Origin of the sequence: Mycolicibacterium rhodesiae, assembly GCF_002086695.1 — a bacterium.
Classification (GTDB): Bacteria; Actinomycetota; Actinomycetes; order Mycobacteriales; family Mycobacteriaceae; genus Mycobacterium; species Mycobacterium rhodesiae.
Map to the genome: position 1 here is coordinate 145,795 of NZ_MVIH01000007.1, position 24,061 is coordinate 169,855.

Here is a 24,061-nt window from a genome sequence, read left to right on the forward strand (position 1 = left end):
CTTTGGAGGCTTGAAACGATGACAGTTCTTGCAGACACCCGGGCGGGGCTCGACCTCGATGTGTGGACGCCTGCCTGCCCGCGCAGCGCGCTGCTGGCCGGGCGCGGCGTCGCGGTGTTACTGCCGGGCGGCGAGCAGGCGGCGCTGTTCTTGTTGGCCGACGGCTCGCTGGCCGCGGTCGGCAACATCGACCCGTTCGGCCGTGCCGCCGTCATGTCGCGCGGCCTGGTCGGGGACCGGCGCGGCGAGCCCACGGTGGCCTCACCGCTGCTCAAGCAGGTTTTCTCCCTGGTCGACGGTCGCTGCCTCGACGACGAGTCACACGCACTGCCGGTCTACGACGTCAGGGTGGTCGATGGATTCGTCGAGATCAGAAGTCGCTGACCCGCTGGCCGGTTTCACCGTCGGGGTGACCGCCGCGCGTCGCGCCGAAGAGTTCATCACGCTGCTGGAGCGGCGCGGTGCCGCGGTCGTGCACGCCCCGACGATCCGGATCGTGCCGCTGGTCGACGACGTCGAACTGCACCGGGTGACCGGGCAACTCATCGCCGAGCCACCCGATCTGGTCGTCGTGACCACCGGGATCGGCTTCCGTGGCTGGGTCGAGGCGGCGCACGGTTGGGACGTGCACGACGGTCTGCTCGCCGCTTTGGAATCGACACGCATCCTGGCTCGCGGGCCCAAGGCGCGGGGCGCAGTGCGGCAGGCCGGGCTGTGTGAAGAGTGGAGCCCGGAGTCGGAATCGTCGGTCGAAGTGCTGGAGCGGCTGCTCTCCGAAGGGGTCGACCAGCTGCGGATCGCGGTGCAATTGCACGGCGCGGCAAGCGAATGGGAGCCCGACACCGACATCTGTGATGCGCTGACCCGGGCCGGCGCTCACGTGGTGAAGGTGCCGGTCTATCGCTGGGAACAGCCCGAGGACACCCGGCGCATCGACCAGCTGATCGGCATGATCGTCAACTCCGACGTCGACGCGGTGAGCTTCACCAGCGCGCCGGCCGTCGCATCGCTACTGGAACGCGCGAAAGCCATTGGTGCACTGGATTGTTTGATCACCGCGTTGCGCAACAACGTCGCGGTGTTCTGTGTCGGTCCGGTGACGGCCACCCCGCTGGCCCGGCTGGGTATCGAGCCGCGCTCTCCGCAGCGTTATCGCCTCGGCGCGCTGGCCCGTCTCATCACAGACGAATTGCCATGCCTGGCAAAGCAATACAGTGCCGGCGGGCACCGCATCAGCGTACGCAGCGCCAGCGTCGAGGTGGACGGTCAGCTCAAGGTGCTACCGCCGGCCGGGATGGCGTTGTTGCGGCGGCTGCTGGTGGCACCCGGTTTGGTGGTATCCCGCGAGGAGCTGCTCGCGGAACTGCCCGGCGGCGGCGATGACACCCACGCGGTCGAGACCGCGATGGCGAGGCTTCGCTCAGCACTGTCCGCACCGCGGGTGGTCCAGACCGTCGTCAAACGCGGCTACCGACTCGCCGTCGACGTGGAGGCGACATGACACCCGAGCTGATCCTGGTGGCCCACGGCACCCGAAGCCCGCAGGGCCTGGCCACCGTCACCGAGATCGCGTCGGCCGTTGCGGATCTTGTCGGCCCGGTGCGCACCGCGTTCGTCGACGTCCTCGGTCCCAATCCCCGCGAGCTGCTGGCCGGGTCGACCAGACCTGCGATCGTGGTGCCTGCCTTCCTGGCGTCGGGCTACCACGTCAACACCGACCTGCCGGCGCGGGTCGCGGAGAGCGGACACGCAGACGTCACCATCACCACCGCGCTGGGCCCCGACCCGGTGCTGGCCGAAATCATGCGCTCCAGGCTGCTCGAGGTGGGCTGGACGCCCGGTGACGCGGTCGTGATGGCGGCGGCCGGGTCCTCCGACCCGGCGGCCCGGCGCGAACTGGTGCGGGCCGCCGCCCTGCTCGGCGATCTGGTGGGCGAGGTGCACCTCGGCTTCGTCGCCACCGGCGTCCCGGCGGTCGCCGACCTGGTGGCCCGGATCCGAGCGGCCGGACGCCGGGTGTTCATCGCCTCCTACCTGCTGGCGCCGGGTGTGTTCCACACCAGGCTGGCCGGTTGCGGTGCGCACGGCGTGACCGATCCGCTGGGCGCGCACCCGGAACTCGTGGAGTTATTGGCCCGCCGGTTCGCGCTCACCCCGATTCCCGCATTCGGCCCTGGTGGTGGCACCATTGATCGGTGTCCGCTGAACTGACCCAGAGCCATCGAACGTCGCCGCTGTGCGCGGCGGACATCGATGAGGCCGGCCAGCGAATTGCGGACATGGTCAGCCAGAGCCCGCTGCAGTACAGCGACCGGCTTTCGCAGGCGACCGGCGCCGAGGTCTACCTCAAGCGTGAGGACCTGCAGAGCGTGCGGTCCTATAAGGTGCGCGGCGCCTACAACCTGCTCAAACAGCTTTCCGACGCGGAGATCGCGGCGGGGGTGGTGTGCTCGTCGGCCGGCAATCACGCGCAGGGCTTCGCGCTTGCGTGCCGGTCGATGGGCGTGCACGGCCGGGTTTACGTGCCTGCCAAGACCCCGAAGCAGAAGCGCGATCGCATCCGCTATCACGGTGGGGAGTTCATCGACCTGATCGTCGGCGGGGCGACCTACGACCTGGCGGCGCAGGCGGCTCTCGACGATGTCGCCCGCACCGGCGCCACGCTGGTTCCGCCGTTCGACGATCTGCGCACGATGGCCGGCCAGGGCACGATTGCCGTGGAGATCCTCGCCCAGCTCGACACCGAACCGGATCTGGTGATCGTCCCGGTCGGCGGCGGCGGATGTATCGCGGGGATCACCACCTATCTGGCCGAGCGGACAGCCAACACCGCGGTGCTGGGCGTGGAGCCCGCAGGCGCGGCCTCGATGATCGCGGCGCTGGCCGCCGGCGGCCCGGTCGAACTGGACCACGTCGACCAGTTCGTCGACGGTGCGGCGGTCAAGCAGATCGGTGCACTGCCGTATCAGGCGCTGGCCGCGGCGGGCGACATGGTGTCGGTGACGACGGTCGACGAAGGCGCGGTCTGCACTGCGATGCTGGACCTGTACCAGAACGAGGGCATCATTGCCGAGCCCGCCGGGGCGCTGTCCGTGGCGGGGCTGCTGGAGGCCGGCGTGGAACCGGGGTCGACGGTGGTGTGCCTGATCTCCGGCGGCAACAACGACGTGTCCCGCTACGGCGAGGTGCTCGAGCGCTCGCTGGTGCACCTGGGCCTCAAGCACTACTTCCTGGTCGACTTCCCGCAGGAGCCGGGCGCACTGCGCCGGTTCCTCGACGAGATCCTCGGACCGAACGACGACATCACCCTGTTCGAGTACGTCAAGCGCAACAACCGGGAAACCGGTGAGGCGCTGGTCGGCATCGAACTCGGCTCGGCGGCCGGGCTCGACGGGCTGCGGGCCCGGATGGATGCGTCCGGTCTGCACGTCGAGCCGCTGGAGCCCGGCTCGCCGGCCTACCGGTATCTGACCTAGCCGGCGCGCGTCACCACCACCGAGTGCCCGGGCAACTGGGTGCCGTGCGCGCCCACCTCGGGTTCGCCCCACGCCAGGATCGCCTCGCCGGTGACCGGCACCCTGACCGGCTGCTCGCCGAGGTTGCAGGCGATCGCAATGTGCCCGCGGCGCATCACAATCCAGCGTTCGTCTTCGTCGAAATCGACCACCAGGTGCTGCAGCCACGCGTCGGCCATGTCAGGTTCGGTGCGGCGCAACGCGATCAGACCGCGGTAGAAGTCCAGCAGCTCGGCGTGCCTGCCCTGGTCGACCTCATCCCAGTTCAGCTTCGAGCGCAGGAAGGTCTGCGGGTCCTGCGGATCGGGGATGTCGTCCGCATCCCAGCCGTGGTCGGCGAACTCCGCCTTGCGGCCGTCGGCCGTCGCCTTGGCCAGCTCGGGTTCGGGGTGCGAACTGAAGAACTGGAACGGGGTCGACGCCGCCCATTCCTCACCCATGAAAAGCATTGCGGTGTAGGGCGATCCGAGCGCAAGCGCGGCCTTGATGGCGAGCTGGCCGTAATCCAGGTTCTGCGACGGCCGATCTCCGGTCGCGCGGTTGCCGACCTGATCGTGGGTGCAGGTGTAGGCCGTCAGCCGGGTGGCCGGGATCAGCGTCTTGTCCAGCGGCCTGCCGTGCCTGCGGTGCCGGAACGACGAGTAGGTGCCGGCGTGGAAATAGCCGTTCTGCAGCGTACTGGCCAGTGCTGACATCGAGCCGAAATCGGCGTAGTAGCCCTGCCGTTCGCCGGACACCGCGGTGTGGATGGCGTGATGGATGTCGTCGTCCCACTGCGCGGTCAGGCCATACCCGCCGCGATCGCGGGGGGTGATCAGCCGCGGATCGTTGAGGTCACTTTCGGCGATCAGCGACAGCGGCCGGCCAACGGCAGCGGACAACGCATCGGTTTCGGCGGTCATCTCTTCGAGGATGTGGATCGCGGTGTTGTCGACGAGTGCGTGCACCGCGTCGAGCCGCAGACCGTCGGCATGGAAGTCGCGCATCCAGCGCAGTGCGCAGTCGAGGATGTAGCGGCGTACCTCGTCGGCCTCGGGTCCGGTCAGGTTGACGCCTTCACCCCACGGATTGCTGACCGACGACAGGTACGGCCCGTACTTCGGCAGGTAATTGCCCGACGGCCCCAGGTGGTTGAACACCGCATCGATCAGCACGCCGAGTCCGCGAGCATGCGCGGCGTCGATCAGGCGCACCAAACCGTCTGGGCCGCCGTACGGTTCGTGCACCGCGTACCACAGCACTCCGTCGTAACCCCACCCGTGATCGCCGCTGAAAGCGTTGACGGGCATCAACTGGACGAAGTCGACGCCGAGGTCCACCAGATAGTCCAGCTTCGCGATTGCGGCGTCGAACGTCCCTTCCGGAGTGAACGTTCCGGTGTGCAGTTCGTAGATCACTGCACCCTCGATCGAGCGGCCCTCCCACTGCGCATCCGACCACCGCGCGGAGGAGGGATCCCAGAGTTGGGATCGTTCGTGCACGCCATCGGGCTGGCGGGCCGAGCGCGGGTCCGGCAGCACCGTCGGGTCGTCGTCCAGGACGAAGCCGTATCGGGCGTCCGCCGCGGCGTCGACGTCGGCACGCCACCATCCGTCATCGTCGACGGTCATGTCATGGAGATGCCCGTCGACGTCGAGGCGCACCTGCTTGGGCAGCGGTGCCCACACGGCGAATTCAGGCATGAGATCTCTCCAAGAGGACGACGGGCAGCTCAGCGAACAATTCATCGGCACGGGTCGGGCCGGTCCACCGGTTGCCGGTCAGGCGGTCGGTCCACGTACCGTCCGGCAGTGGCAGGGTCGTGTCGCCCCAACCGTCGTGGTGCAGCCGGACGGTCCAGCGGCTGACGGCGACCAGCACGTCGACGCCGCGCTGGAATGCCACGATGTGAGGTGCGGCGGCACCGCTGGCAAGCACCGGACGGTAGTCACCGGACAGGAACGCCTCGGGATGGTCGCGCCGGGAGTGCAACGCCGCGCGCACCACGCGAATCTTGCTGTGCGACAGCTGTTCCAGCTCCGCGCTGCGCGCCGGGTAGTCGACCGGCCTGCGGTTGTCCGGGTCGACGAGGCTGTCCTCCCACAACTCGGTGCCCTGATAGACGTCCGGGATGCCGGGCACGGTGAGCGCCAGCAGCTTCTGGCCGAGTGCGTCGCTGTGGGCATGCGGTTCGAGTTGCACCACGACCCCGGTGAGTTCGGTGGCGACCGGGCCGTCCAGGATCGCGTCGACCCAGGCGTGCACCGCGTCCTCGAACTCGGTGTCCGGGTCGTTCCAGGAGGTGTGCCACATGGCTTCCCGGATCGCCTTCTCGGTGTAGGCGTGCAGGCGTGTCCGCAGCTCGTCGGTGACCTGTCCGTCGGCAGGCCACACGCCGAAGATGTTCTGCAACAGGAACAGTCCGGTCGCGGCGTCCGGCGCGGGTGTGGTGGTCTGCCAGCTGCCCACGAACTCGGCCCACAGCGACGGCACCTGCGACAGCACACCGATGCGCGCCCGCACATCCTCGCCGCGCTTGGTGTCATGGGTGGACAACGTGGTCATCGACTTCGGCCACAGGCGGCCTCGGACCGCCGAGCTGCGATGGAATTCCGCGGCGCTGACGCCGAATCGGTGCGGTTCGCCGCCGACCTCGTTCAGCGACACCAGCCGTGCGTCGCGGTAGAAGTAGCAATCCTCCACCGACTTCGCAGTCATCGCGCCGCACAGTTGCTGCAGCCGCGCGCCCGGCTCGCTGGAGTCACTGGCCAACGCGGCCGACACCAGCTGCAGCGGGGCGGCCAGCTCGGGCCGGGCGGCCACGGTGTGTGCGAAGGCCGTGGACAGGACCGCAGACAAGTTGAGGTAATCCGACCGGTAGACACCGACTTCGGTCAGCAGCGCCGCCACCGCATCGGGCAACTGCGGATGATCGGCGCCGACCGCCGCCACGATCGACCGGCACAGTCGGGCGAGCTCGCTGGACAGCGTCGTGGTGGCGGTGCTGATCTTCAACTGCCGCAACAATTCCGGAGCGCCGGCGTAGTCGAAACCTTCCGCATCGACCAGTTCGGTCAATGCTTCGGCACCGGTGGGGTCGACGAAGATACCGCCCACCTCGCGCAGCACGTCGTAGCCGGTGGTGCCGTCGATCGGCAGCGTCGGGTCCAGTGCCTCATCGACACCGAGAATCTTCTCGATCACGATCCAGGCCTGCGGGCCGGTCAGCTCGCGCAACCATCCCAGGTATCCCGTCGGGTCGGTCAGGCCGTCAGGATGGTCGATGCGCACCCCGTCGACCAGGCCCTCGCTGAACCAGCGAGCCACTTCGGCATGCGACGTGTCGAAGACCTCCCGGTCTTCCTGGCGCAGACCCGCCAGCGAGGTGATCGAGAAGAATCGGCGATAGCCGCACACCCCGTTGCGCCACCCGATCAGCTTGTAGTGCTGCTGATCGTGCACCTCGGGACCCGAGCCGTTGCCGGTTCCTGGCGCGATGGGGAACGCGAGGTCGCCGAGCCGCAACACGTCACCATCTACCGTGAGATCTGCGATATCACTGTCAGATCCCAAGACGGGCAACACGATTCGCCCCTCCGGGTCGAGTGACCAGTCGATGTCGAAGTACGTCGCGTACGGTGACTGCCTGCCGTGCTGCAGCACGTCCCACCACCAGGGGTTGCGCTGCGGCTGATCGACTCCGACGTGATTTGGGACGATGTCGACGATCAGACCGAGGCCGCGTGCCTTGGCTGCCTCGGAAAGTCGCGCCAGGCCTTCGGCACCACCCAGCTCTTCGGACACCGTGGTCGGATCGGTGACGTCATAGCCGTGGGTCGAGCCGGGCGCCGCGGTCAGGATGGGGGAGAGGTAGAGGTGCGAGACGCCGAGATCGTCGAGATAGGAGATGAGTTTCTCGGCGTCGGCGAAGGTGAACGCGTCGCCCGCGGAAGCGCCGCGCAGTTGCAGGCGGTAGGTGGACAGCACCGGGTAAGCCATAGCTGAGCCTGTTCCCGCTAGGCAGTCTTTTGAAGCACCAAAACCGAGCGAGATGGGACACTTATCGTTTCGCCGGCTTTCACGACCACGTCGGTGGTGCCGGTGGCCTCCGAGGTGTCCAGGACCGCGCTCCACTCTTGCGCGTATTCGCCGTCCGGAACGGTGAACTCGATCGCCTTTTTATGGGCGTTGAAACACAGCAGGAACGAATCGTCGACCACGCGCTCGCCGCGCGCGTTCGGCTCCGGGATGGCGTCGCCGTTGAGGAACACACCCACGAACTTGAAGCCGGAGTTCCAGTCGTCATGGGACATCTCCTGGCCGGCCGTGGTGAGCCAGGCGATGTCGCGCACCTGGTCGCCGGTGCGCAGCGGTTCACCGTCGAAGAACCGGCGCCGCCGAAAGACCGGGTGCGCCTTGCGCAGTGCGGTCACCCGCGTGGTGAACTCCAGAATGTCGGCGTGGGTTTCCTTGAACGTCCAGTCCATCCAGGACAGCGGTGAATCCTGGCAGTAGACATTGTTGTTGCCCTGTTGGGTGCGGCCGATCTCGTCGCCGTGGGCGATCATCGGGGTGCCTTGGGAGAGCATCAGGGTGGCCAGGATGTTACGCATCTGCTGATGGCGCAGTGCCGTGATCGCCGGGTCGTCGGTCGGACCCTCCACACCGCAGTTCCATGACCGGTTGTGACTTTCGCCGTCGCGGTTGTCCTCGCCGTTGGCCTCGTTGTGTTTCTCGTTGTAGGACACCAGGTCGGCGAGGGTGAAGCCGTCGTGACAGGTGACGAAGTTGATGCTGGCGCTGGGCCGCCGGCCGGTCGCCTCGTAGAGGTCCGACGAGCCGGTCAGCCGGGAGGCGAACTCGCCGAGGGTCGCGGGCTCGCCGCGCCAGTAGTCACGGACGGTGTCGCGGTACTTGCCGTTCCACTCGGTCCACAGACCGGGGAAGTTGCCGACCTGATAGCCGCCCTCGCCGACATCCCACGGCTCGGCGATGAGCTTGACCTGGCTGATCACCGGATCCTGTTGCACCAGGTCGAAGAACGCGCTCAGTCGGTCGACGTCGTAGAACTCGCGGGCCAGTGTCGAGGCCAGATCGAAGCGGAATCCGTCGACGTGCATCTCGAGCACCCAGTACCGCAGCGAGTCCATGATCAGCTGCAGGGTGTGCGGGTGGCGGGCGTTGAGACTGTTGCCGGTGCCGGTGAAATCCTTGTAGAACCGTTTGTCGTCGTCGAGCAGGCGGTAGTACGCGGCATTGTCGATACCGCGGAAATTGATCGTCGGACCCAGGTGATTGCCCTCTGCGGTGTGGTTGTAGACCACGTCGAGGATCACCTCGATGCCGGCGTCGTGGAACGAGCGAACCATGGTTTTGAACTCGGCCACGGCGCCGCCGGCGTGCTGCGTGGACGAGTACTGGTAGTGCGGTGCGAAGAATCCGAAAGTGTTGTAGCCCCAGTAGTTTCGCAGTCCGAGATCCAGCAGGCGGTGATCGTGCATGAACTGGTGTACCGGCATCAACTCGATGGCCGTGACGTTCAGGCTCTTGAGGTGGTCGATGACGGCCGGGTGGCCAAGCCCGGCATAGGTGCCGCGAAGCTCGTCGGGGATCCCGGGATGGGTTTGGGTCATCCCTTTGACGTGCGCTTCGTAGATGATCGTCTCGTGGTACGGCGTGCGCGGCGGATGGTCGGAGCCCCACTGGAAGAACGGGTTGATCACCACGCTGGTCATGGTGTGGCCCAACGAGTCGATCATCGGCGGGGTGCCGCCGGATGCCAGCTCCTGCGCGTCGAGGTCGTAGGAGTACAGCGCTTGGCCGAACTGGAAGTCGCCGTGGAATGACTTGCCGTACGGGTCGAGCAGGAGCTTGCTGGGATCGCAGCGGTGGCCGGCCGCCGGGTCCCACGGGCCGTGCACCCGGAAGCCGTAGCGTTGTCCCGGGGTGATTGTCGGCAGGTAGGTGTGCCAGACGAACCCGTCGACCTCGTCCAGATTGATGCGGGTTTCGGTGCCGTCTTTGGCGATCAGGCAGAGCTCGACGGCGTCGGCCACCTCGGAGAACACCGAAAAATTCGTGCCGGCCCCGTCATAGGTGGCCCCGAGCGGGTACGGGGTACCCGGCCACCTGGTGACCAGCGCGGGTTCGCTCGATGCCATCGTTAGACCTTATCGACGTGGCGCGCGTGATGCGCAAGTTGTCACCACCACCGGGTGGCGGCCCCCAGCTGCCTGCCCAGTTCCGGAATCAACGTGCGCATGTACGTCGCGGAGATGTGATGAGAATCGTGGTAGATCAGCACATTTCCCTCGACGGCGCGGCACACGTCCGGACGGCACACCGCGTCGCTGAGGTCGAGGACCCGCATCTGCGGGAACTGAGCCAGGAAATCCAACGTCTGATTGCGATCGGAGAGGACCTCGGAGCGCTTGATCCCGCACGATTCCGCGTCGCCGCCCTTCGCCAGGCAGTCGGTCGGGAAGAACGGTTCGCCGTTGCGCACCAGCCACGGGGTGTCACGCATCGCCAGGATGGGAATGTTGTTGTCCGACAAGGTTTGCCAGATCCCGATGTAGGTCGCGGGCATAACATCGCCCGGCTTGATGTTCCACGGTCGGGTCGACGTGGTGAACACGAAGCTCGGGCGGTCGCTGATCAGCTTGGACATCACCCGTTCGTTCCACTCGTGGCAGTTCGGGTACGGCCGGTTGTCGCCCATCACCAGCGGTTCCTGCTCGGTGGTCAGCGGACAGCCCATCTTCAGGTAGGTCACGATCTTGAAGTGGTGCATCTTGGCCAGCGCATCCAACGCGGTGATCCAGTGTTCGGCATGCGAACCGCCCGCCAAGGCGATCGTTCGGGTCGCCGACAGGTCGCCGTAGGTGCAGTTGATCACCCCGACATTGTCGAAATCGCTGATACAGCCGTCGTTGGTGGATTCGGGCAGGTCGTTCTTGGCCTCGAGCACGGTGGGTCGCATGGGCAGCTTCGGCACCCGGGCGTGTTCGGTCAACGCCCGCGCTCCCGGGTAACCCGCGGTCGAGAGCATCACCAGTTCCTTGCCGTGCGAGCGCTGGACGAAGACGTGCTCGCGCCACGTGAACGACGTCGCCGTCAGCGCCACCCCGAGTAGCCCCACTGTGGTGCCCAGCGCGATCGTGGGCCGGCGCAGGCGGGTGCGCCACGGGATTGTGGGCTGCGGCGTCACCTGTTCCGCGGCGCTGCGCCGGAACCGCAGCGGCTCCTCGACGAATCGCATGGTCAGGTAGGCCAGCACGCCGGAGATCGCCAGGATGACGGCGCCGTCGACGAAGCCGGCCCGGCTGCCGTCGGTGTAGGCGAGCCAGAAGATCAGCAGCGGCCAGTGCCACAGGTATAGCGAGTAGGCCATCGCGCCGAGGGTCATCAGCGGCGCGGCCGACAACAGCCGGTTGGGCAGCGGCAGGCGGTCGCTCGTCGACGGCCGCGCCTGGCGGTTCGCCGCCGCCAGAATCATCAGCACGGTCGCGCCGACCGGCACCAGCGCCCATGGGCCGGGGAACTCGCGGACACCGTCGATAAGTGCACCGCACGACACGATCGCGGCCAGGCCGACCGTCGCGGCCACCGTCCGCAACCACATCGGCCAGCGGATGTACGGCACCGCCGCGCCGATGAGGACACCCAGCAGCAGCTCCCAGGCGCGGGCGAAGCTGTTGTAGTACGCGGCTGTCTGGTCGTTGACGTGCAGCACGGTGGCAAAGCTGAATGACGCGATGGTGAGGGCAGCCAGCAAACCGACGAACGTTGGCCGCAACCGCCTGCCCAGCCGACGCCTCAGCAAATATGCAAACGCGAAAATAAGGACAAGGAACGAAAGGTAGAACTGGCCCTGAACAGACATCGACCAGATGTGCTGCAGCGGGCTGACCGCCTCACCGGCCCGCAGGTAGTTCGACTCGGTCGCTGACAGCTCCCAGTTCTGGTAGTAGCCCAGGCTCGCCAGGCTCTGGTCAGCAAAGGTCTCCCAGCGGGTCTGGGGCTGGATGAGGACGGTCAAAACGGCGCCCGCGGCAAGCACCACGACCAGGGCGGGCAGCAGCCTTCGGACAAGTCGGCGGATCTCCGGCCAGGGCGACAGCGAAGAGTCGGGATTCAGCGCGGTGCGTAACAGGGAACCGCCGAAGAAGAATCCGGAGAGCACCAGGAAGACGTCCACCCCACCCGAGACCCGCCCGAACCACACGTGGAACACCGCGACCAGCGCGATGGCCAACCCCCGCAGACCGTCCAGATCGTGACGGTAGAAGCCCGATTTCCGTGATCCCATCGCCACGCCGGGAGGGGAGGCCGCCGGCGTCACTGCTGACGGGCGGGGCGGGCTGAGGGTGAACATGATCGGAGCTCAATCTACCCAACCCCGCTATTCTTCTCATCCGCAGCGAACGGCGCGTCGAAGCTACGGAATCCGTTGAGCAAACGCGTTCGGGTGCCGGATCCCGTCTCGGCTAGGCTCACTCAGCGTGTCGGCCCTGACTCCGCAGCAGATCAGCGAGATCGACGCCGCGCACATCTGGCACCCGTACAGCACGATCGGCGCCGAGGCCATCGCGCCCGTGGTGGCCACCCGCGCCGAGGGGGCGTGGCTGACCCTGGTTCGCGACGACACCGAGATCCGGGTGCTCGATGCGATGGCGTCCTGGTGGACGGCAGTGCACGGGCACGGCCACCCGGTGCTCGACGCGGCACTGAGCCGCCAGTTGTCGACGATGAATCACGTCATGTTCGGCGGGTTGACCCACGAGCCCGCCGCGCGTCTGGCGCAGCTGCTGGTCGACATCACGCCGCCCGGGCTGGAGACCGTCTTCTTCTCCGACTCCGGCTCGGTGGCCGTGGAGGTCGCGGTCAAGATGGCGCTGCAGTACTGGCGCAGCGCGGGCCGCTTCGGCAAGTCCAGGCTGATGACGTGGCGTGGCGGATATCACGGCGACACCTTCACCCCGATGAGCGTCTGCGACCCCGATGGTGGCATGCATTCGCTGTGGAGCGACGTGCTGTCCCCGCAGGTGTTCGCGCCCCCGGTGCCGGGTGCCTACGACCCGGCCTACGTCGCGGCGTTCGGAGAACAGCTGCTCGCGCATGCCGATGAGGTGGCCGCCGTGATCATCGAGCCGGTGGTGCAGGGTGCCGGTGGCATGCGATTCCACGACCCGCGCTACCTGACGGACCTGCGCGCGCTGTGCGACCGCGCCGGAGTGCTGCTGATCTTCGACGAGATCGCCACCGGGTTCGGGCGCACCGGCGAGCTGTTCGCGGCCGACCATGCCGGGGTCAGTCCGGACATCATGTGCGTCGGCAAGGCGCTCACCGGCGGTTACGTCACGCTGGCGGCCACCCTGTGCACGCTGGACATCGCCCGCACGATCAGTGGCAGCGATGCCGGTGCGTTGATGCACGGCCCGACGTTCATGGCCAATGCCCTGGCCTGTGCGGTGTCGGTGGCGTCGGTCGAATTGTTGCTCGCCCAGGACTGGCGTGGCCGGGTCGCCGAGATCGGCGCCGGGCTCGCCACGGGGCTGGAGCCGGCGCGCGCGCTGCCCTCGGTGGCCGACGTCCGGGTGCTCGGTGCGATCGGTGTGATCGAGACGCGGCAGCCGGTCGACCTGACCGTCGCCACCCCGGTCGCCCTGGACAACGGCGTCTGGCTGCGGCCGTTCCGCAACCTGATCTACGCGATGCCGCCGTTCATCTGCACATCGGACGAGGTGGATCAGATCACCTCGGCGATGGTCGCCGTGGCCCGTGCTTTAACCTGAACGGTGTTCAAGTAGCGTTCAAGGAGTGCCTGTGACCCGCGTCGGTCTTTCCCCCCTGGCCTGGCTCGACACCGTCGAGCAGCAGCGCCGGGACGCCGGCCTGCGCCGAGCGCTGCGAACCCGGCCCGCGGTGGCCACCGAACTGGACCTGGCTTCCAACGACTATCTGGGGCTGTCCCAGCATCCCGCGGTCATCGACGGTGGGGTGGCCGCGTTGCGCACCTGGGGCGCGGGATCGACCGGCTCGCGGCTGGTCACCGGAAACACCGAACTGCACGAGGAATTCGAACGCGCTCTGGCTGATTTCGTCGGCGCCGAGGCCGCGCTGGTGTTCTCCTCGGGATACACCGCCAACATAGGTGCCACCGTGGCGTTGTCCGGCCCGGGCTCGCTGATCGTGTCCGACGCACTGTCGCATGCCTCGCTGGTCGACGCCTGCCGGCTGTCGCGGGCACGGGTCGTCGTCGCGCCGCACCTCGATGTCGACGCGGTCGAGGCAGCGCTGGCCGGGCGCGCCGAGGAGCGGGCGCTGGTCATCACCGAATCGGTGTTCAGCACTGACGGTGCGCTCGCGCCGCTGCGCAGGTTGCACGAGGTGTGCCGTAAACACGGGGCGCTGTTGCTGGTCGACGAGGCCCACGGCCTCGGTGTCCGCGGCGCCGGCGGACGTGGCCTGATCCACGAGGCCGGATTGGCCGGGGCGCCCGACGTGATCATGACGACGACCATGTCGAAGTCACTGGGCAGCCAGGGCGGGGCGGTGCTCGGCCCTGCCGCCGTGCGCGACCATCTGATCGACGCCGCGCGCACGATGATCTTCGACACCGGACTGGCCCCGGCGCCGGTCGGCGCCGCGCTGGCCGCACTGACCGTGCTGGCCGCCGAACCGCAGCGGGCTACGGCTGTGATCGACCGGGCCCGGGAGTTGGCCGAGATCTGCGATGTTCCCGAAAACCCCGAATCTGCGGTCGTGTCAGTCATTCTCGGAGACCCGGAGATCGCGGTGGCCGCGGCGAGCGCCTGTCTGCAGGCCGGGGTGCGGGTCGGGTGTTTCCGGCCGCCGACGGTTCCGGCGGGCACCTCGCGGCTGCGGCTGACGGCGCGGGCATCGTTGACCGGCGACGAGATGGGCACCGCGCGCGACGTCTTGACCTCGGTATTGGCGGCGCAGCCCCGATGAGCGTGCTGGTCGTCACCGGCACCGGGACCGGGGTGGGGAAAACCGTCGTGACCGCGGCGCTGGCCTGCCACGCCCGGGTCGCCGAGCATGACGTCGCGGTGTGTAAGCCGGTGCAGACCGGCACCGCCGACGGCGACGACGACCTCGCCGAAGTCGGCAGGCTCTCCGGCGTCACCGAACTGTTCGGCGCAGCCCGCTATCCGGATCCGCTGGCGCCGGCGGCCGCGGCCGAAATCGCGGGTCTGCCGCTGCCGACCGCCGGTGAGCTGCTGAGCGTCATCCGCGATGTCGACCGGCCCGGCCGGCTGACCCTGGTCGAGGGGGCCGGTGGCTTGCTCGTGGAACTGACCGCCGACGGCGCGACGCTGCGCGATCTCGCGGTCGAATTGGCCGCGCCGGTGCTGGTCGTGGTCGAACCAGGTCTGGGCACGCTGAACCACACCGCCTTGACGTTGGAAGGGCTTGGCGCAAAAGGGCTTCCGTGCGCCGGTCTGGTGATTGGAGCCTGGCCTGCCCAGCCCGGGCCTGCGGAGAAGTCCAATCGTGAGGCGCTGGCCAAGCTGGCTCCGGTCCGCGCCGCGCTGCCGGCGGGAGTGGCCGCGGTGTCGCCGAATGACTTCGCATTGTTCAGCGCTCGGGCGTTCGACCCGGACTGGGTCACCGGCCTGATCTGAGATGGCGCACTCGATTGAGCTGCTGCTCGACCAGCGTGCCGATGATGCCGTGCGGCACACCTGGCAGGCGCTGGCCGATGCCGGTCTGCCCAGTCAGCTGCGGGTCACCTCCGAGACCAATCGCCCGCACATCACGCTGATCGCCGCCGAGCGGATCTCGCCCGATGTGGACGAGCGGCTGGCGGAACTGGCGGACCGCTTTCCGCTTCGGGCTGTTCTGGGCGCACCGCTGGTCTTCGGCGTCGGGCGCATGACGCTGGCCCGGTTGGTGGTCCCCTCCGCTGGACTGTTGGCTCTGCACGAACACATCTACGACATGTGCTTGCCATGGGTGACCAACGTCTTCGCGCACAGCGCCCCGGGCCGCTGGACCCCGCACGTCACGCTGGGGCGCCGGTTCAGCCCGGCTCAAGCGGGCGACGCCTTCGGAGCGGTCGACGGGATCACGGCCGACATCCGAGCCGGCATCGTCGGACTCCGGCGTTGGGACAGCGATGCGCGAACAGACCATTTACTGATCAGTTGATCTGCGCTGCAACGCTTTTGGGAACGCACATCCTCCAGCCTTCGATCACCAGCTCGCGCACCTCGTCGAGGTCGACCGCATCGAGGCGCACGTGGATCCAGTTGTAGCGCATGTCCGAGGTGCGGGGCGGTGCGAACTTGTCCGGCTCGGCGGCGACCATCGCCGCACGCTCCTCCTTCGGGAACCCGACCCCCATCACGGTCTCGTCGCGGGAGAACGCGAGGAAGACCAGCCTGCCGGCCCGGAACGTGATCCGGTCGCGGACCACGGTCTCGTAGGCCCTCGGCAGCGCAAGTGCGATCGGACGCACCTGGTCGACGGTGATCACACCGGCAGGCCGCGCCGCGCCGCGATGCCGTCGACAAGCAGCTGAACCCCGAAACCGAACCTGCGGCTGGGGTCGGCACCGAGCACGGATTGATCCTCGGGGAGGTCGGCACCGGCGGCGTCCCACTGCAGACGCGATTGCTCGTCCGCCGTGAAGCCCAGTACGTAGTAGAGGACGGTGCGTCCTGCGGTCACGGAGTGCCCGGTATCGACACCCGCGGCGATCGCCGCATCGGCCAGCCAGTCAAGGATCTGCGTCATTGCTTCTGACTGGCCCGCGGCGAAACTGGCAGACACCAGCTCGGCTCCGTCGGTGTGGGACAGCAGGGCGTCCCGCAACTGATCGCAGATCGCCTCGACCCGGACGCGCCACTCCGCAGGTACGTCGTGGACGGTTCGCAGGATTCGGTCAGCCACCGCGCCGAGCAGTTGCTGCTTGTTGGCGAAATGCCAGTACAACGCGCCGGGGGACACCGCGAGCTCGCGGGCCAGCCGCCGCATGGACAGGTCGGCCATGCCGTAGTTGTCCAGCAGTGTCGTCGCCGCGTCGACCACGTCGCGTTTGTGGAGCTGCACACGCGTAGCCTAGCCTGAACACTGTTCAAGTTGGCGAACGCAGGATGGAGTGGCCGGTGACGCAGGCAGCGGTGGACGTATTGGCACTGGCGCGCGAGCAGGTGCTCGAGCGCGGCGAGGGTCTGTCCCGCGATCAGGTGCTCGAGGTCTTGCAGCTGTCCGACGATCACCTCGAAGAACTCCTGGCTCTGGCCCACGAGGTCCGGATGAAGTGGTGCGGGCCCGAGGTCGAGGTCGAGGGCATCATCAGCCTGAAAACCGGTGGCTGCCCCGAGGATTGCCACTTCTGCTCGCAGTCCGGCCTGTTCGCCTCACCGGTGCGCAGTGCCTGGCTGGACATTCCGAGCCTGGTCGAGGCCGCCAAGCAGACCGCCAAGTCCGGCGCCACCGAGTTCTGCATCGTGGCCGCCGTACGCGGACCCGACGAGCGGCTGCTGGCCCAGGTGGCCGCGGGCATCGAGGCGATTCGCAACGAGGTCGACATCCAGATCGCCTGCTCGCTGGGGATGCTCACCCAGGAGCAGGTGGATCGCCTCAAGGAGATGGGCGTCCACCGCTACAACCACAACCTGGAGACCGCGCAGTCCTACTTCCCGAACGTCGTGACCACCCACTCGTGGGAGGAGCGGTGGGGAACGCTGGAGATGGTGCGCGAGGCCGGCATGGAGGTGTGCTGCGGCGGCATCCTCGGCATGGGGGAGACGCTCGAGCAGCGCGCCGAGTTCGCCGCGAACCTCGCCGAACTCGATCCGCACGAGGTGCCGCTGAACTTCCTGAACCCGCGGCCCGGCACCCCGTTCGGCGACCTCGAGGTGTTGCCGGCGTCCGAGGCCCTCAAAGCTGTCGCCGCGTTCCGCCTGGCGCTGCCGCGCACGATGCTCCGGTTCGCCGGTGGCCGGGAGATCACGCTCGGCGACCTCGGCGCCAAGCAGGGCATCCTCGGCGGCATCAACGCCGTCATCGTCGGAAACTACCTGACCACGCTGGGTCGCCCGGCTGAGGCCGATCTCGAGTTGCTCGAAGATCTGCAGATGCCGATCAAGGCTCTGAACGCCAGCCTGTAGTGGCGATGGTCGGACAGCTGCCCGCACCGGTGAGTGCCGGGGTCTACAACGTCTACACCGGCCAGCCCGCAGGCAGCGTGGTGCCCACCGCTGCACAGCTCGGACTCGAACCGCCACGCTTCTGCGCGGAGTGTGGCCGCCGGATGGTGGTCCAGGTGCGCCCGGACGGCTGGTGGGCCAAATGCTCGCGGCATGGTCGGGTCGACTCACACGATCTGGAGGACCAGCGGTGAATCTCGAACCACAGCAACGCTTTTCCCGGCGCCGCGCCGCGGTCGTGGTGTTCATCGGGTTGACCGTGGCAGGCGCGGTGATCGGCGCGGTGTGGTCGGTGCTGGCGCCGTCTGCGCATGGCGTGGTGGCGTTGACCCGCTCGGGTCAGCGGGTGCAGACCTACCTTGGCAGCGAATCCGATCATCTGTTCGTGGCGGCGGCGTTGCTCATCGGGTTGCTGACGTCGATGGCGATCGTGGCGGCGGTACTGGTGTGGCAGTGGCGGGCCCACCGTGGCCCGCTGCTGGCGACGGCGCTGTGGGTGGGCTCGATTGCCGCCGCCGGTGCGGCCGCGGGCGTCGGCGCGCTGCTGGTGCGCTGGCATTACGGGCCGGTGCCGTTCGACACGGCTCCGGTCACCCCGGAAAACCGGATCTTCTACTACTCCGAGGCGCCGCCGGTGTTCTTCGCGCACGGCCCACTACAGATCGCGACGACGCTGCTGTTCCCGGCCGCGATCGCTGCGCTGACGTACGCCTTGATGGCGGTGGCCACCCCGCGTGACGACCTCGGTGCCGTGCCGCCGATGGAACGCGCGCCGGTTTAAAGCTGGGCCCTTAAAGCGGACGGAACGGAACCCGGCCGCCGGAGACCACGCGCGCGACGATCCCGCCCAGGCGCCACATGCCCGCGTAGGTCATCGGATTGAGCAGCGTCGGCCACTTCGTCCGCACGATGTGCTCGTCGATCGGGCGCTGCGCGAACCGGTCGGTCAACCAGCGCAGTGTCATCGGTGCCGACATCGGGTGCAGCAGCATGTGCTCGCTGAACATGTCGCGGTGGTAGGTCACCCGCGCCCCGCCCGCGGAGTAGGTGTGCACCAGATCGTCGATGTCGTCGACGTCGATCACCGAGTCGTGGACGGCCTGCACGATCAGCACCGGGAGGTCGGGCACAGCTTTGCCGAGCTTGATGTTGTCGAAGACGTACTGAACTTCCGGCGTCGCCAGGATCTCTTCCAGCGGCGGGTGCACCAGGTCGTCGAAGTCGGTGCGGAACAACCGGATGACGGCCTCGGCGGTCGTCATGTTCTCCAGGCGGCGCAGCAGGGCCAGCCCGTCCTCGGTGGCGTTCTGCTCGATCACCCGGTTCAGATCGGGATAGGTCTTGGCCAGCGCGGCCACCACGAGCGCGGGCAGCGCGGCAAGGTAGGAGCCGTTGAGCCGGCGGAACGTGTGGCCCAGATCGCCGACGGGCGAACCCAGGACGGCGCCGACGATGTTCAGTTCGGGGGCGTAGTCCTGGTGCACCTCGGCAGCCCACGCGGTGGCAAGGCCGCCCCCGGAGTAGCCCCACAACCCGACCTGACTGTCCGCGGCGAGGCCGAACGCCTCGAACCCGAGCGCTGCCCGCAGTCCGTCCAGGACGGCATAGCCGGGTTCGTAGGGGGCGCCCCAGATGCCGGCCGGACCTTCGTGGTCGGGGACCGAGACCACCCAGCCCTCGGCGAGTGCGGCCGCGACGAGCAGGTATTCCAGCTGCGGCAGTGAGCCGACGGCTTTGGCGTGCCTGCGCATGGCATAGGAGGGGAAGCAGCGCGACGCCACCGCGTCGATGGCGCACTGATACGAGACGATGTTGCGGACCTGGTCGGGGGTATGGCCGGTCGGGATGAGCACCGTGGTGACGGTGGCCTGCGGTAGCCCGTTGTGGTCAGTGCTGCGGTACAGCAGCTGGGTGGAGCGCACCCGCTGCGGGATCAGTCCGAGAAAACCGAGCTGGACGTCGCGGGAGCGCAGCACGGTGCCCGGCTCGGCATGTTCGAAACCGGCGGGCGGCTCGTAGAACGGATCGGTGTCCGGAAGCAGCGGATGCGCGCCACGCTCGAGTTCCTCGTGCGGGGCGCGGCCGATCCATTCGGGGCTCGGCGCCCCGGTGCTCACCGGATGCATCCCACCCTTTCTACCTTAAGAAGGGTCTAAGAAGCCAGCCGACTCACCCGGGTGGCCGTAATGCGGCAAACTCGTCGGTCACCCTCAAATGCGAGTCGGTGAAGCGGTAGAGCGCCGCGGGGCGGCCGCCGCTGCGGCCCGGATGGGCCGTCGTCCCGGTCGGTGTGATGACGCCGCGGCGCGCGAGCACTCGCTGCAGATTGGTGGCGTCGACCTGGTAGCCGAGGGCGGCGCCGTAGATGTCACGCAACGTCGAGAGCGCGAATTCCCTTGGTGTCAAGGCGAATCCGATATTGGTGTAGGACAGCTTCGCGACCAGCCTGGTTCGGGCGTACTCCACCATGGGGGCGTGGTCGAAGGCCATCTCCGGCAGGGAGCTGACCGGATGCCATCGGGTGTCCGGCGGCAGTTCGGGGGTGGCGACGGAGGGCACCAGCCCGAGGAATGTAGAGGCGATCGTGCGAACACCGGGCACGCGGCCCGGGTCGGAGAAGACCGCGAGCTGTTCGAGGTGGGCGATCTCGCGGACGTCGACCTTCTCGGCCAGTTGGCGGCGCACCGAACTGGTCAGGTCTTCGTCGGCGCGCAGCCTGCCGCCGGGCAGGGACCACTTACCCCGCTCAGGGTCCAGGCCGCGCTGCCATAACAGCACGTTAAGGGCGGGTGTACGCGACTGGACGTCGCCAACCTGGAATACGACGGCGAGTACTTCGTGTTCGGTGCTAGTATGAGGCACGTTTTCGATTATAAGTCGAAAACCTCGGAAGCAAGACAGGAGGCGGAAATGACCGTCTTGGATCGTGCAGATGCTGTGGATAACGGGCTGGTCGCTCGCATCACCGATGGACCTGGTGGTTACACCGGGGTGAACGGTGACGAGGAATGGGCCGCCGAGATTCGCCGGCTGGCCACCTTGCGCAACGCGACCATCCTGGCGCACAACTACCAGCTGCCGGCCATCCAGGACGTCGCCGATCATGTCGGTGACTCGCTGGCGCTGTCCCGGATCGCCGCCGAGGCTGCCGAAGAGACGATCGTGTTCTGCGGCGTGCATTTCATGGCCGAGACCGCGAAGATCCTCAGCCCCGAGAAGACGGTGCTGATCCCGGATCAGCGCGCCGGCTGCTCGCTGGCCGACTCGATCACCGCCGAGGAACTGCAGGCCTGGAAGGACGAGCACCCCGGTGCGGTCGTCGTCTCCTACGTCAACACCACCGCGGCGGTGAAGGCGCTCACCGACATCTGCTGCACCTCGTCCAACGCCGTCGAGGTGGTGGCCTCCATCCCGGCTGACCGCGAGGTGCTGTTCTGCCCGGATCAGTTCCTGGGTGCGCACGTCCGCCGGATGACCGGCCGGACCAATCTGCATGTCTGGGCCGGCGAGTGCCACGTGCACGCGGGCATCAACGGCGACGAACTGGCCGACCAGGCTCGCAGCCACCCCGACGCCGAATTGTTCGTCCATCCCGAATGTGGTTGCGCCACATCGGCGTTGTATCTGGCCGGCGAGGGCGCCTACCCGGCCGACCGGGTCAAGATCCTGTCCACCGGCGGCATGCTGGACGCCGCCAAGGCATCTCACGCCAAGCAGGTGCTGGTCGCCACCGAGGTCGGCATGCTGCACCAATTGCGCCGCGCCGCACCGGGAATCGACTTCCAGGCCGTCAATGACCGGGCGTCGTGCAAGTACATGAAGATGATCACCCCGGCCGCTCTGCTGCGTTGCCTGGTCGACGGCGCCGACGAGGTCGACGTCGATCCCGAGACCGCCCGACTGGCCCGCGCCAGCGTGCAGCGGATGATCGAGATCGGCCAGCCCGGCGGCGGCGAATGACGCGCTCATTCGCCTGTGGGGCTGGCGCCGCAGGCGTGGACTGGCAGCAGCGCGCCGATGTCGTGGTGATCGGCACCGGGGTGGCCGGCCTGGCCGCCGCCCTGGCCGCGCATCGAAAAGGCAGTCGCACAGTCATTCTGAGCAAGGCGCCCGATACGGCGACGTTCTACGCCCAGGGCGGGATCGCGGTGGTGCTGCCGCACACCGACGACTCGGTGGAAGCGCACGTCCGCGACACCGTGGCTGCGGGTGCCGGCTTGTGCGACCCCGAGGCGGTGCGGTCGATCGTCGGTGACGGTTATCGCGCGGTGGCCGACCTGGTCGACGACGGCGCCCGGTTCGACGAGAGTGCGCCCGGGCAGTGGGCGCTGACCCGTGAGGGCGGCCACTCCCGCAGGCGCATCATCCACGCCGGGGGTGACGCCACCGGCGCCGAAGTGCAGCGGGCGCTCGACCATGCCGCCGCCACGCTGGACATCCGGCGCAATCATGTTGCGCTGCAAGTCCTCAGCGATGGCACGGCAGTCACCGGAGTGCTGGTCCGCAACGCCGACGGTCTCGGCATCGTGCACACCGCGTCGGTCATCCTGGCCACCGGCGGACTGGGTCACCTGTATCGGGCCACCACCAACCCGGAAGGCTCTACCGGCGACGGCATCGCCCTTGCGCTGTGGGCCGGTGTCGGGGTCACCGACATCGAATTCGTCCAGTTCCACCCGACCATGCTGTTCGACCGGAACGCCACCGGACGCCGTCCGCTGATCACCGAGGCGCTGCGCGGCGAGGGTGCGGTGCTGCGTGACGCCCGCGGCGAGTCGATGACCACGCATCATCCGCTGGGCGACCTGGCCCCCCGCGACGTCGTGGCGGCGGCTATCGAGGCCCGGTTACGTGAAACGGGCGACGAGTGCGTGTTTCTCGACGCCCGCTCGATCGACCGGTTCGCGCAACGCTTTCCGACGGTCACGGCGGCCTGTCGCGGCTCGGGCATCGACCCGACCCGCCAGCTGATCCCGGTCGTCCCGGGCGCGCATTACAGCTGCGGCGGGGTGACCACCGACGTGTTCGGCCGGACCGAGCTGCCCGGCCTGTTCGCTGCCGGCGAGGTGGCCCGAACCGGCATGCACGGCGCCAACCGGCTGGCCTCCAACAGCCTGCTCGAAGGCCTGGTGGTCGGGGGTCGCGCCGGGCGGGCCGCCGTCGAGCACGCCCGTGACGCCGGTGCGCCGGTCGCGAAAGCTGATGAGCGGCAACACAATGCGCTCGGCCGTACACAATTGCAAGCCGCCATGACTCAATGGGCTTCCGTAGTGCGGGATGCTACCGGCCTGCATCAACTCACCGACATCCTGTCCGAGGCAACACCGACGCGCATGACCACCCGCACAGCGGCCGAGGACGTCGCACTCACGGCAACCGCCCGCGCGGTGACCGCCGCGGCGTTGGCGCGCACCGAATCCCGCGGCTGTCACCACCGGGGCGATCACCCGGAAACCGATGCGGCACAGGCCTTCAGCCGTACCCTGCACGGTGACCATGTGGCGGTCTGCCTGCAATGACACTCACCGACGACGAGCTGACCGAGGCTCGCATCACGATCCGTCGCGGTCTCGATGAGGACCTGCGCTACGGCCCCGACGTCACGACGCTGGCCACGGTGCCCGAGGACGCCGGCACGGTGGCGTCGCTGGTGTCCCGGGAGCCCGGCGTCGCCGCCGGGATCGACGTCGCAATGCTGGTCCTCGACGAAGTGCTCGGTCAGGACGGCTACCAGGTCGTCGACCGGGTGGACGACGGCACTCGGCTGGAAGCCGGCGCGGCCCTGCTTCGGGTGCAGGCGCCGACGCGGGGGCTGCTGACCGCGGAACGGACCCTGCTGAACCTGGTATGCCATCTGTCGGGGATTGCCACCGCCACCGCGGCGTGGGTCGACGCCGTCGACGGCACGAAGGCCAAGATCCGCGACACCCGCAAGACCCTGCCGGGATTGCGGGCGCTGCAGAAGTACGCGGTGCGGGTGGGCGGCGGCGTCAACCACCGGATGGGCTTGGGCGACGCCGCGCTGATCAAGGACAACCACGTCGCGGCCGCCGGCTCGGTGGTCGCCGCGCTGCGGGCCGTGCGCGCCGCCGCGCCGGATCTCCCGTGCGAGGTCGAGGTGGACACCCTCGAGCAACTCGACGAGGTGCTCGCCGAGGATGTGCAGCTGATCCTGCTGGACAACTTCCCGGTATGGCAGACCCAGATCGCCGTACAGCGGCGCGACGCCAATTCGCCCGGCGTGCTGCTGGAATCCTCGGGCGGCCTCAGCCTGGAAAGCGCCGCCGACTATGCCGGGACGGGGGTCGACTTCCTGGCCGTGGGGGCCTTGACCCACTCGGTACGGGTCCTCGACATTGGTCTTGACCTCTAGGGGCCTGGACC

At 68.1% G+C, this 24,061-nt stretch carries 22 protein-coding genes; 14 read left to right on the forward strand and 8 right to left on the reverse strand.

Translation table 11 applies throughout. The annotated features are described in order from the left end of the window. Positions 1-18 precede the first annotated feature (18 nt). Genes nirD through ilvA form a run of 4 tightly spaced genes read left to right on the forward strand, consistent with a single transcriptional unit; the run spans position 19 to position 3,476 of the window. On the forward strand, positions 19-384 hold the full coding sequence (gene nirD / locus BST42_RS16600; protein ID WP_083120412.1) for a nitrite reductase small subunit NirD: 366 nt from the start codon (positions 19-21) through the stop codon (positions 382-384). Beyond that, positions 356-1,501 carry a uroporphyrinogen-III synthase gene (locus BST42_RS16605; protein ID WP_083120413.1) on the forward strand — a complete coding sequence of 382 codons (1,146 nt, stop codon included), beginning with the start codon at positions 356-358 and terminating at the stop codon, positions 1,499-1,501. Before nirD ends, BST42_RS16605 begins: the two co-directional genes overlap by 29 nt. Continuing rightward, the gene (locus tag BST42_RS16610; protein WP_083120414.1) at positions 1,498-2,211 is read left to right on the forward strand and encodes a sirohydrochlorin chelatase; all 714 of its coding nucleotides are present in this window, start codon (positions 1,498-1,500) and stop codon (positions 2,209-2,211) included. Before BST42_RS16605 ends, BST42_RS16610 begins: the two co-directional genes overlap by 4 nt. Beyond that, positions 2,196-3,476: a threonine ammonia-lyase IlvA gene (gene ilvA / locus BST42_RS16615; RefSeq protein ID WP_083120415.1), complete on the forward strand. Its 1,281-nt coding sequence runs from the start codon at positions 2,196-2,198 to the stop codon at positions 3,474-3,476. The genes BST42_RS16610 and ilvA overlap by 16 nt, the downstream gene beginning before the upstream one ends. Here the strand turns inward: ilvA and treZ are convergent. The 4 genes from treZ to sucT are packed head-to-tail and all read right to left on the reverse strand — an operon-like array spanning position 3,473 to position 11,871. Beyond that, positions 3,473-5,197: a malto-oligosyltrehalose trehalohydrolase gene (treZ, locus tag BST42_RS16620; RefSeq protein ID WP_083120416.1), complete on the reverse strand. Its 1,725-nt coding sequence runs from the start codon at positions 5,195-5,197 to the stop codon at positions 3,473-3,475. The two genes, ilvA and treZ, sit on opposite strands and share 4 nt — an antisense overlap. Then, positions 5,190-7,493 (reverse strand): malto-oligosyltrehalose synthase, encoded by a 2,304-nt coding sequence (gene treY / locus BST42_RS16625; protein ID WP_083120417.1) that lies wholly within the window; start codon positions 7,491-7,493, stop codon positions 5,190-5,192. The genes treZ and treY overlap by 8 nt, the downstream gene beginning before the upstream one ends. A 17-nt stretch (positions 7,494-7,510) precedes the next feature. Next, entirely contained in the window at positions 7,511-9,655 is a 2,145-nt protein-coding gene (gene glgX, locus BST42_RS16630) for a glycogen debranching protein GlgX (RefSeq protein ID WP_083120418.1), read from the reverse strand. A 41-nt stretch (positions 9,656-9,696) separates the two neighbouring features. Continuing rightward, positions 9,697-11,871, reverse strand: coding sequence for an acetyltransferase SucT (gene sucT, locus BST42_RS16635; protein ID WP_083120419.1), 2,175 nt, complete (start codon positions 11,869-11,871; stop codon positions 9,697-9,699). A 127-nt stretch (positions 11,872-11,998) separates the two neighbouring features. On the opposite strand from sucT, the gene BST42_RS16640 reads away from it, so the two are divergent. The 4 genes from BST42_RS16640 to BST42_RS16655 are packed head-to-tail and all read left to right on the forward strand — an operon-like array spanning position 11,999 to position 15,671. Then, positions 11,999-13,291 carry an adenosylmethionine--8-amino-7-oxononanoate transaminase gene (locus BST42_RS16640; RefSeq protein ID WP_083120420.1) on the forward strand — a complete coding sequence of 431 codons (1,293 nt, stop codon included), beginning with the start codon at positions 11,999-12,001 and terminating at the stop codon, positions 13,289-13,291. Positions 13,292-13,322: 31 nt separating this feature from the next. Next, positions 13,323-14,471: an 8-amino-7-oxononanoate synthase gene (locus BST42_RS16645; RefSeq protein WP_083120523.1), complete on the forward strand. Its 1,149-nt coding sequence runs from the start codon at positions 13,323-13,325 to the stop codon at positions 14,469-14,471. Further along, positions 14,468-15,145, forward strand: coding sequence for a dethiobiotin synthase (gene bioD, locus BST42_RS16650; protein ID WP_083120421.1), 678 nt, complete (start codon positions 14,468-14,470; stop codon positions 15,143-15,145). Before BST42_RS16645 ends, bioD begins: the two co-directional genes overlap by 4 nt. A 1-nt stretch (position 15,146) precedes the next feature. Then, on the forward strand, positions 15,147-15,671 hold the full coding sequence (locus tag BST42_RS16655) for a 2'-5' RNA ligase family protein (RefSeq protein WP_083120422.1): 525 nt from the start codon (positions 15,147-15,149) through the stop codon (positions 15,669-15,671). Here BST42_RS16655 and BST42_RS16660 read toward each other — a convergent pair. Both BST42_RS16660 and BST42_RS16665 read right to left on the reverse strand, forming a co-directional pair. Beyond that, entirely contained in the window at positions 15,664-15,999 is a 336-nt protein-coding gene (locus BST42_RS16660) for an MmcQ/YjbR family DNA-binding protein (RefSeq protein ID WP_083120423.1), read from the reverse strand. The genes BST42_RS16655 and BST42_RS16660 overlap by 8 nt on opposite strands. Further along, a complete protein-coding gene (locus BST42_RS16665; RefSeq protein ID WP_083120424.1) occupies positions 15,996-16,574 on the reverse strand; it encodes a TetR family transcriptional regulator in 579 nt (192 codons plus the stop codon). The genes BST42_RS16660 and BST42_RS16665 overlap by 4 nt, the downstream gene beginning before the upstream one ends. 44 nt (positions 16,575-16,618) lie before the next feature. On the opposite strand from BST42_RS16665, the gene bioB reads away from it, so the two are divergent. From bioB to BST42_RS16680, 3 genes are read left to right on the forward strand one after another with little or no spacing between them, the layout of a single operon-like run. Beyond that, positions 16,619-17,638, forward strand: a complete 1,020-nt coding sequence (gene bioB / locus BST42_RS16670; protein ID WP_083120425.1) for a biotin synthase BioB — start codon at positions 16,619-16,621, stop codon at positions 17,636-17,638. Between the two features lie 5 nt (positions 17,639-17,643). Further along, a complete protein-coding gene (gene bsaP / locus BST42_RS16675; protein WP_083120524.1) occupies positions 17,644-17,871 on the forward strand; it encodes a biotin synthase auxiliary protein BsaP in 228 nt (75 codons plus the stop codon). Next, a complete protein-coding gene (locus tag BST42_RS16680; protein ID WP_237159471.1) occupies positions 17,868-18,458 on the forward strand; it encodes a DUF2567 domain-containing protein in 591 nt (196 codons plus the stop codon). Before bsaP ends, BST42_RS16680 begins: the two co-directional genes overlap by 4 nt. Positions 18,459-18,468: 10 nt before the next feature. Here the strand turns inward: BST42_RS16680 and BST42_RS16685 are convergent, their stop codons facing one another. Next, the gene (locus BST42_RS16685; protein ID WP_083120427.1) at positions 18,469-19,803 is read right to left on the reverse strand and encodes a lipase family protein; all 1,335 of its coding nucleotides are present in this window, start codon (positions 19,801-19,803) and stop codon (positions 18,469-18,471) included. Positions 19,804-19,846: 43 nt separating this feature from the next. Continuing rightward, positions 19,847-20,539, reverse strand: coding sequence for an NUDIX hydrolase (locus BST42_RS16690; protein WP_083120428.1), 693 nt, complete (start codon positions 20,537-20,539; stop codon positions 19,847-19,849). A 48-nt stretch (positions 20,540-20,587) separates the two neighbouring features. On the opposite strand from BST42_RS16690, the gene nadA reads away from it, so the two are divergent. The 3 genes from nadA to nadC are packed head-to-tail and all read left to right on the forward strand — an operon-like array spanning position 20,588 to position 24,050. Then, the gene (gene nadA / locus BST42_RS16695; RefSeq protein ID WP_083120429.1) at positions 20,588-21,637 is read left to right on the forward strand and encodes a quinolinate synthase NadA; all 1,050 of its coding nucleotides are present in this window, start codon (positions 20,588-20,590) and stop codon (positions 21,635-21,637) included. Next, positions 21,634-23,196 carry an L-aspartate oxidase gene (locus BST42_RS16700; protein ID WP_083120430.1) on the forward strand — a complete coding sequence of 521 codons (1,563 nt, stop codon included), beginning with the start codon at positions 21,634-21,636 and terminating at the stop codon, positions 23,194-23,196. The genes nadA and BST42_RS16700 overlap by 4 nt, the downstream gene beginning before the upstream one ends. Then, entirely contained in the window at positions 23,193-24,050 is an 858-nt protein-coding gene (nadC, locus tag BST42_RS16705; protein ID WP_083120431.1) for a carboxylating nicotinate-nucleotide diphosphorylase, read from the forward strand. Before BST42_RS16700 ends, nadC begins: the two co-directional genes overlap by 4 nt. The last annotated feature ends 11 nt before the right edge of the window (positions 24,051-24,061 follow it).

What these genes read in the sequence shown, in the direction of transcription:
- nirD (WP_083120412.1), top strand. Translation starts at nt 19, where the DNA reads ATGACAGTTCTTGCAGACACCCGGGCGGGGCTCGACCTCGATGTGTGG.
- BST42_RS16605 (WP_083120413.1), top strand. Translation starts at nt 356, where the DNA reads ATGGATTCGTCGAGATCAGAAGTCGCTGACCCGCTGGCCGGTTTCACC.
- BST42_RS16610 (WP_083120414.1), top strand. Translation starts at nt 1,498, where the DNA reads ATGACACCCGAGCTGATCCTGGTGGCCCACGGCACCCGAAGCCCGCAG.
- treZ (WP_083120416.1), bottom strand. Translation starts at nt 5,197, where the DNA reads ATGCCTGAATTCGCCGTGTGGGCACCGCTGCCCAAGCAGGTGCGCCTC.
- treY (WP_083120417.1), bottom strand. Translation starts at nt 7,493, where the DNA reads ATGGCTTACCCGGTGCTGTCCACCTACCGCCTGCAACTGCGCGGCGCT.
- glgX (WP_083120418.1), bottom strand. Translation starts at nt 9,655, where the DNA reads ATGGCATCGAGCGAACCCGCGCTGGTCACCAGGTGGCCGGGTACCCCG.
- sucT (WP_083120419.1), bottom strand. Translation starts at nt 11,871, where the DNA reads ATGTTCACCCTCAGCCCGCCCCGCCCGTCAGCAGTGACGCCGGCGGCC.
- bioD (WP_083120421.1), top strand. Translation starts at nt 14,468, where the DNA reads ATGAGCGTGCTGGTCGTCACCGGCACCGGGACCGGGGTGGGGAAAACC.
- BST42_RS16655 (WP_083120422.1), top strand. Translation starts at nt 15,147, where the DNA reads ATGGCGCACTCGATTGAGCTGCTGCTCGACCAGCGTGCCGATGATGCC.
- bioB (WP_083120425.1), top strand. Translation starts at nt 16,619, where the DNA reads ATGGAGTGGCCGGTGACGCAGGCAGCGGTGGACGTATTGGCACTGGCG.
- bsaP (WP_083120524.1), top strand. Translation starts at nt 17,644, where the DNA reads ATGGTCGGACAGCTGCCCGCACCGGTGAGTGCCGGGGTCTACAACGTC.
- BST42_RS16685 (WP_083120427.1), bottom strand. Translation starts at nt 19,803, where the DNA reads ATGCATCCGGTGAGCACCGGGGCGCCGAGCCCCGAATGGATCGGCCGC.
- nadA (WP_083120429.1), top strand. Translation starts at nt 20,588, where the DNA reads ATGACCGTCTTGGATCGTGCAGATGCTGTGGATAACGGGCTGGTCGCT.
- BST42_RS16700 (WP_083120430.1), top strand. Translation starts at nt 21,634, where the DNA reads ATGACGCGCTCATTCGCCTGTGGGGCTGGCGCCGCAGGCGTGGACTGG.
- nadC (WP_083120431.1), top strand. Translation starts at nt 23,193, where the DNA reads ATGACACTCACCGACGACGAGCTGACCGAGGCTCGCATCACGATCCGT.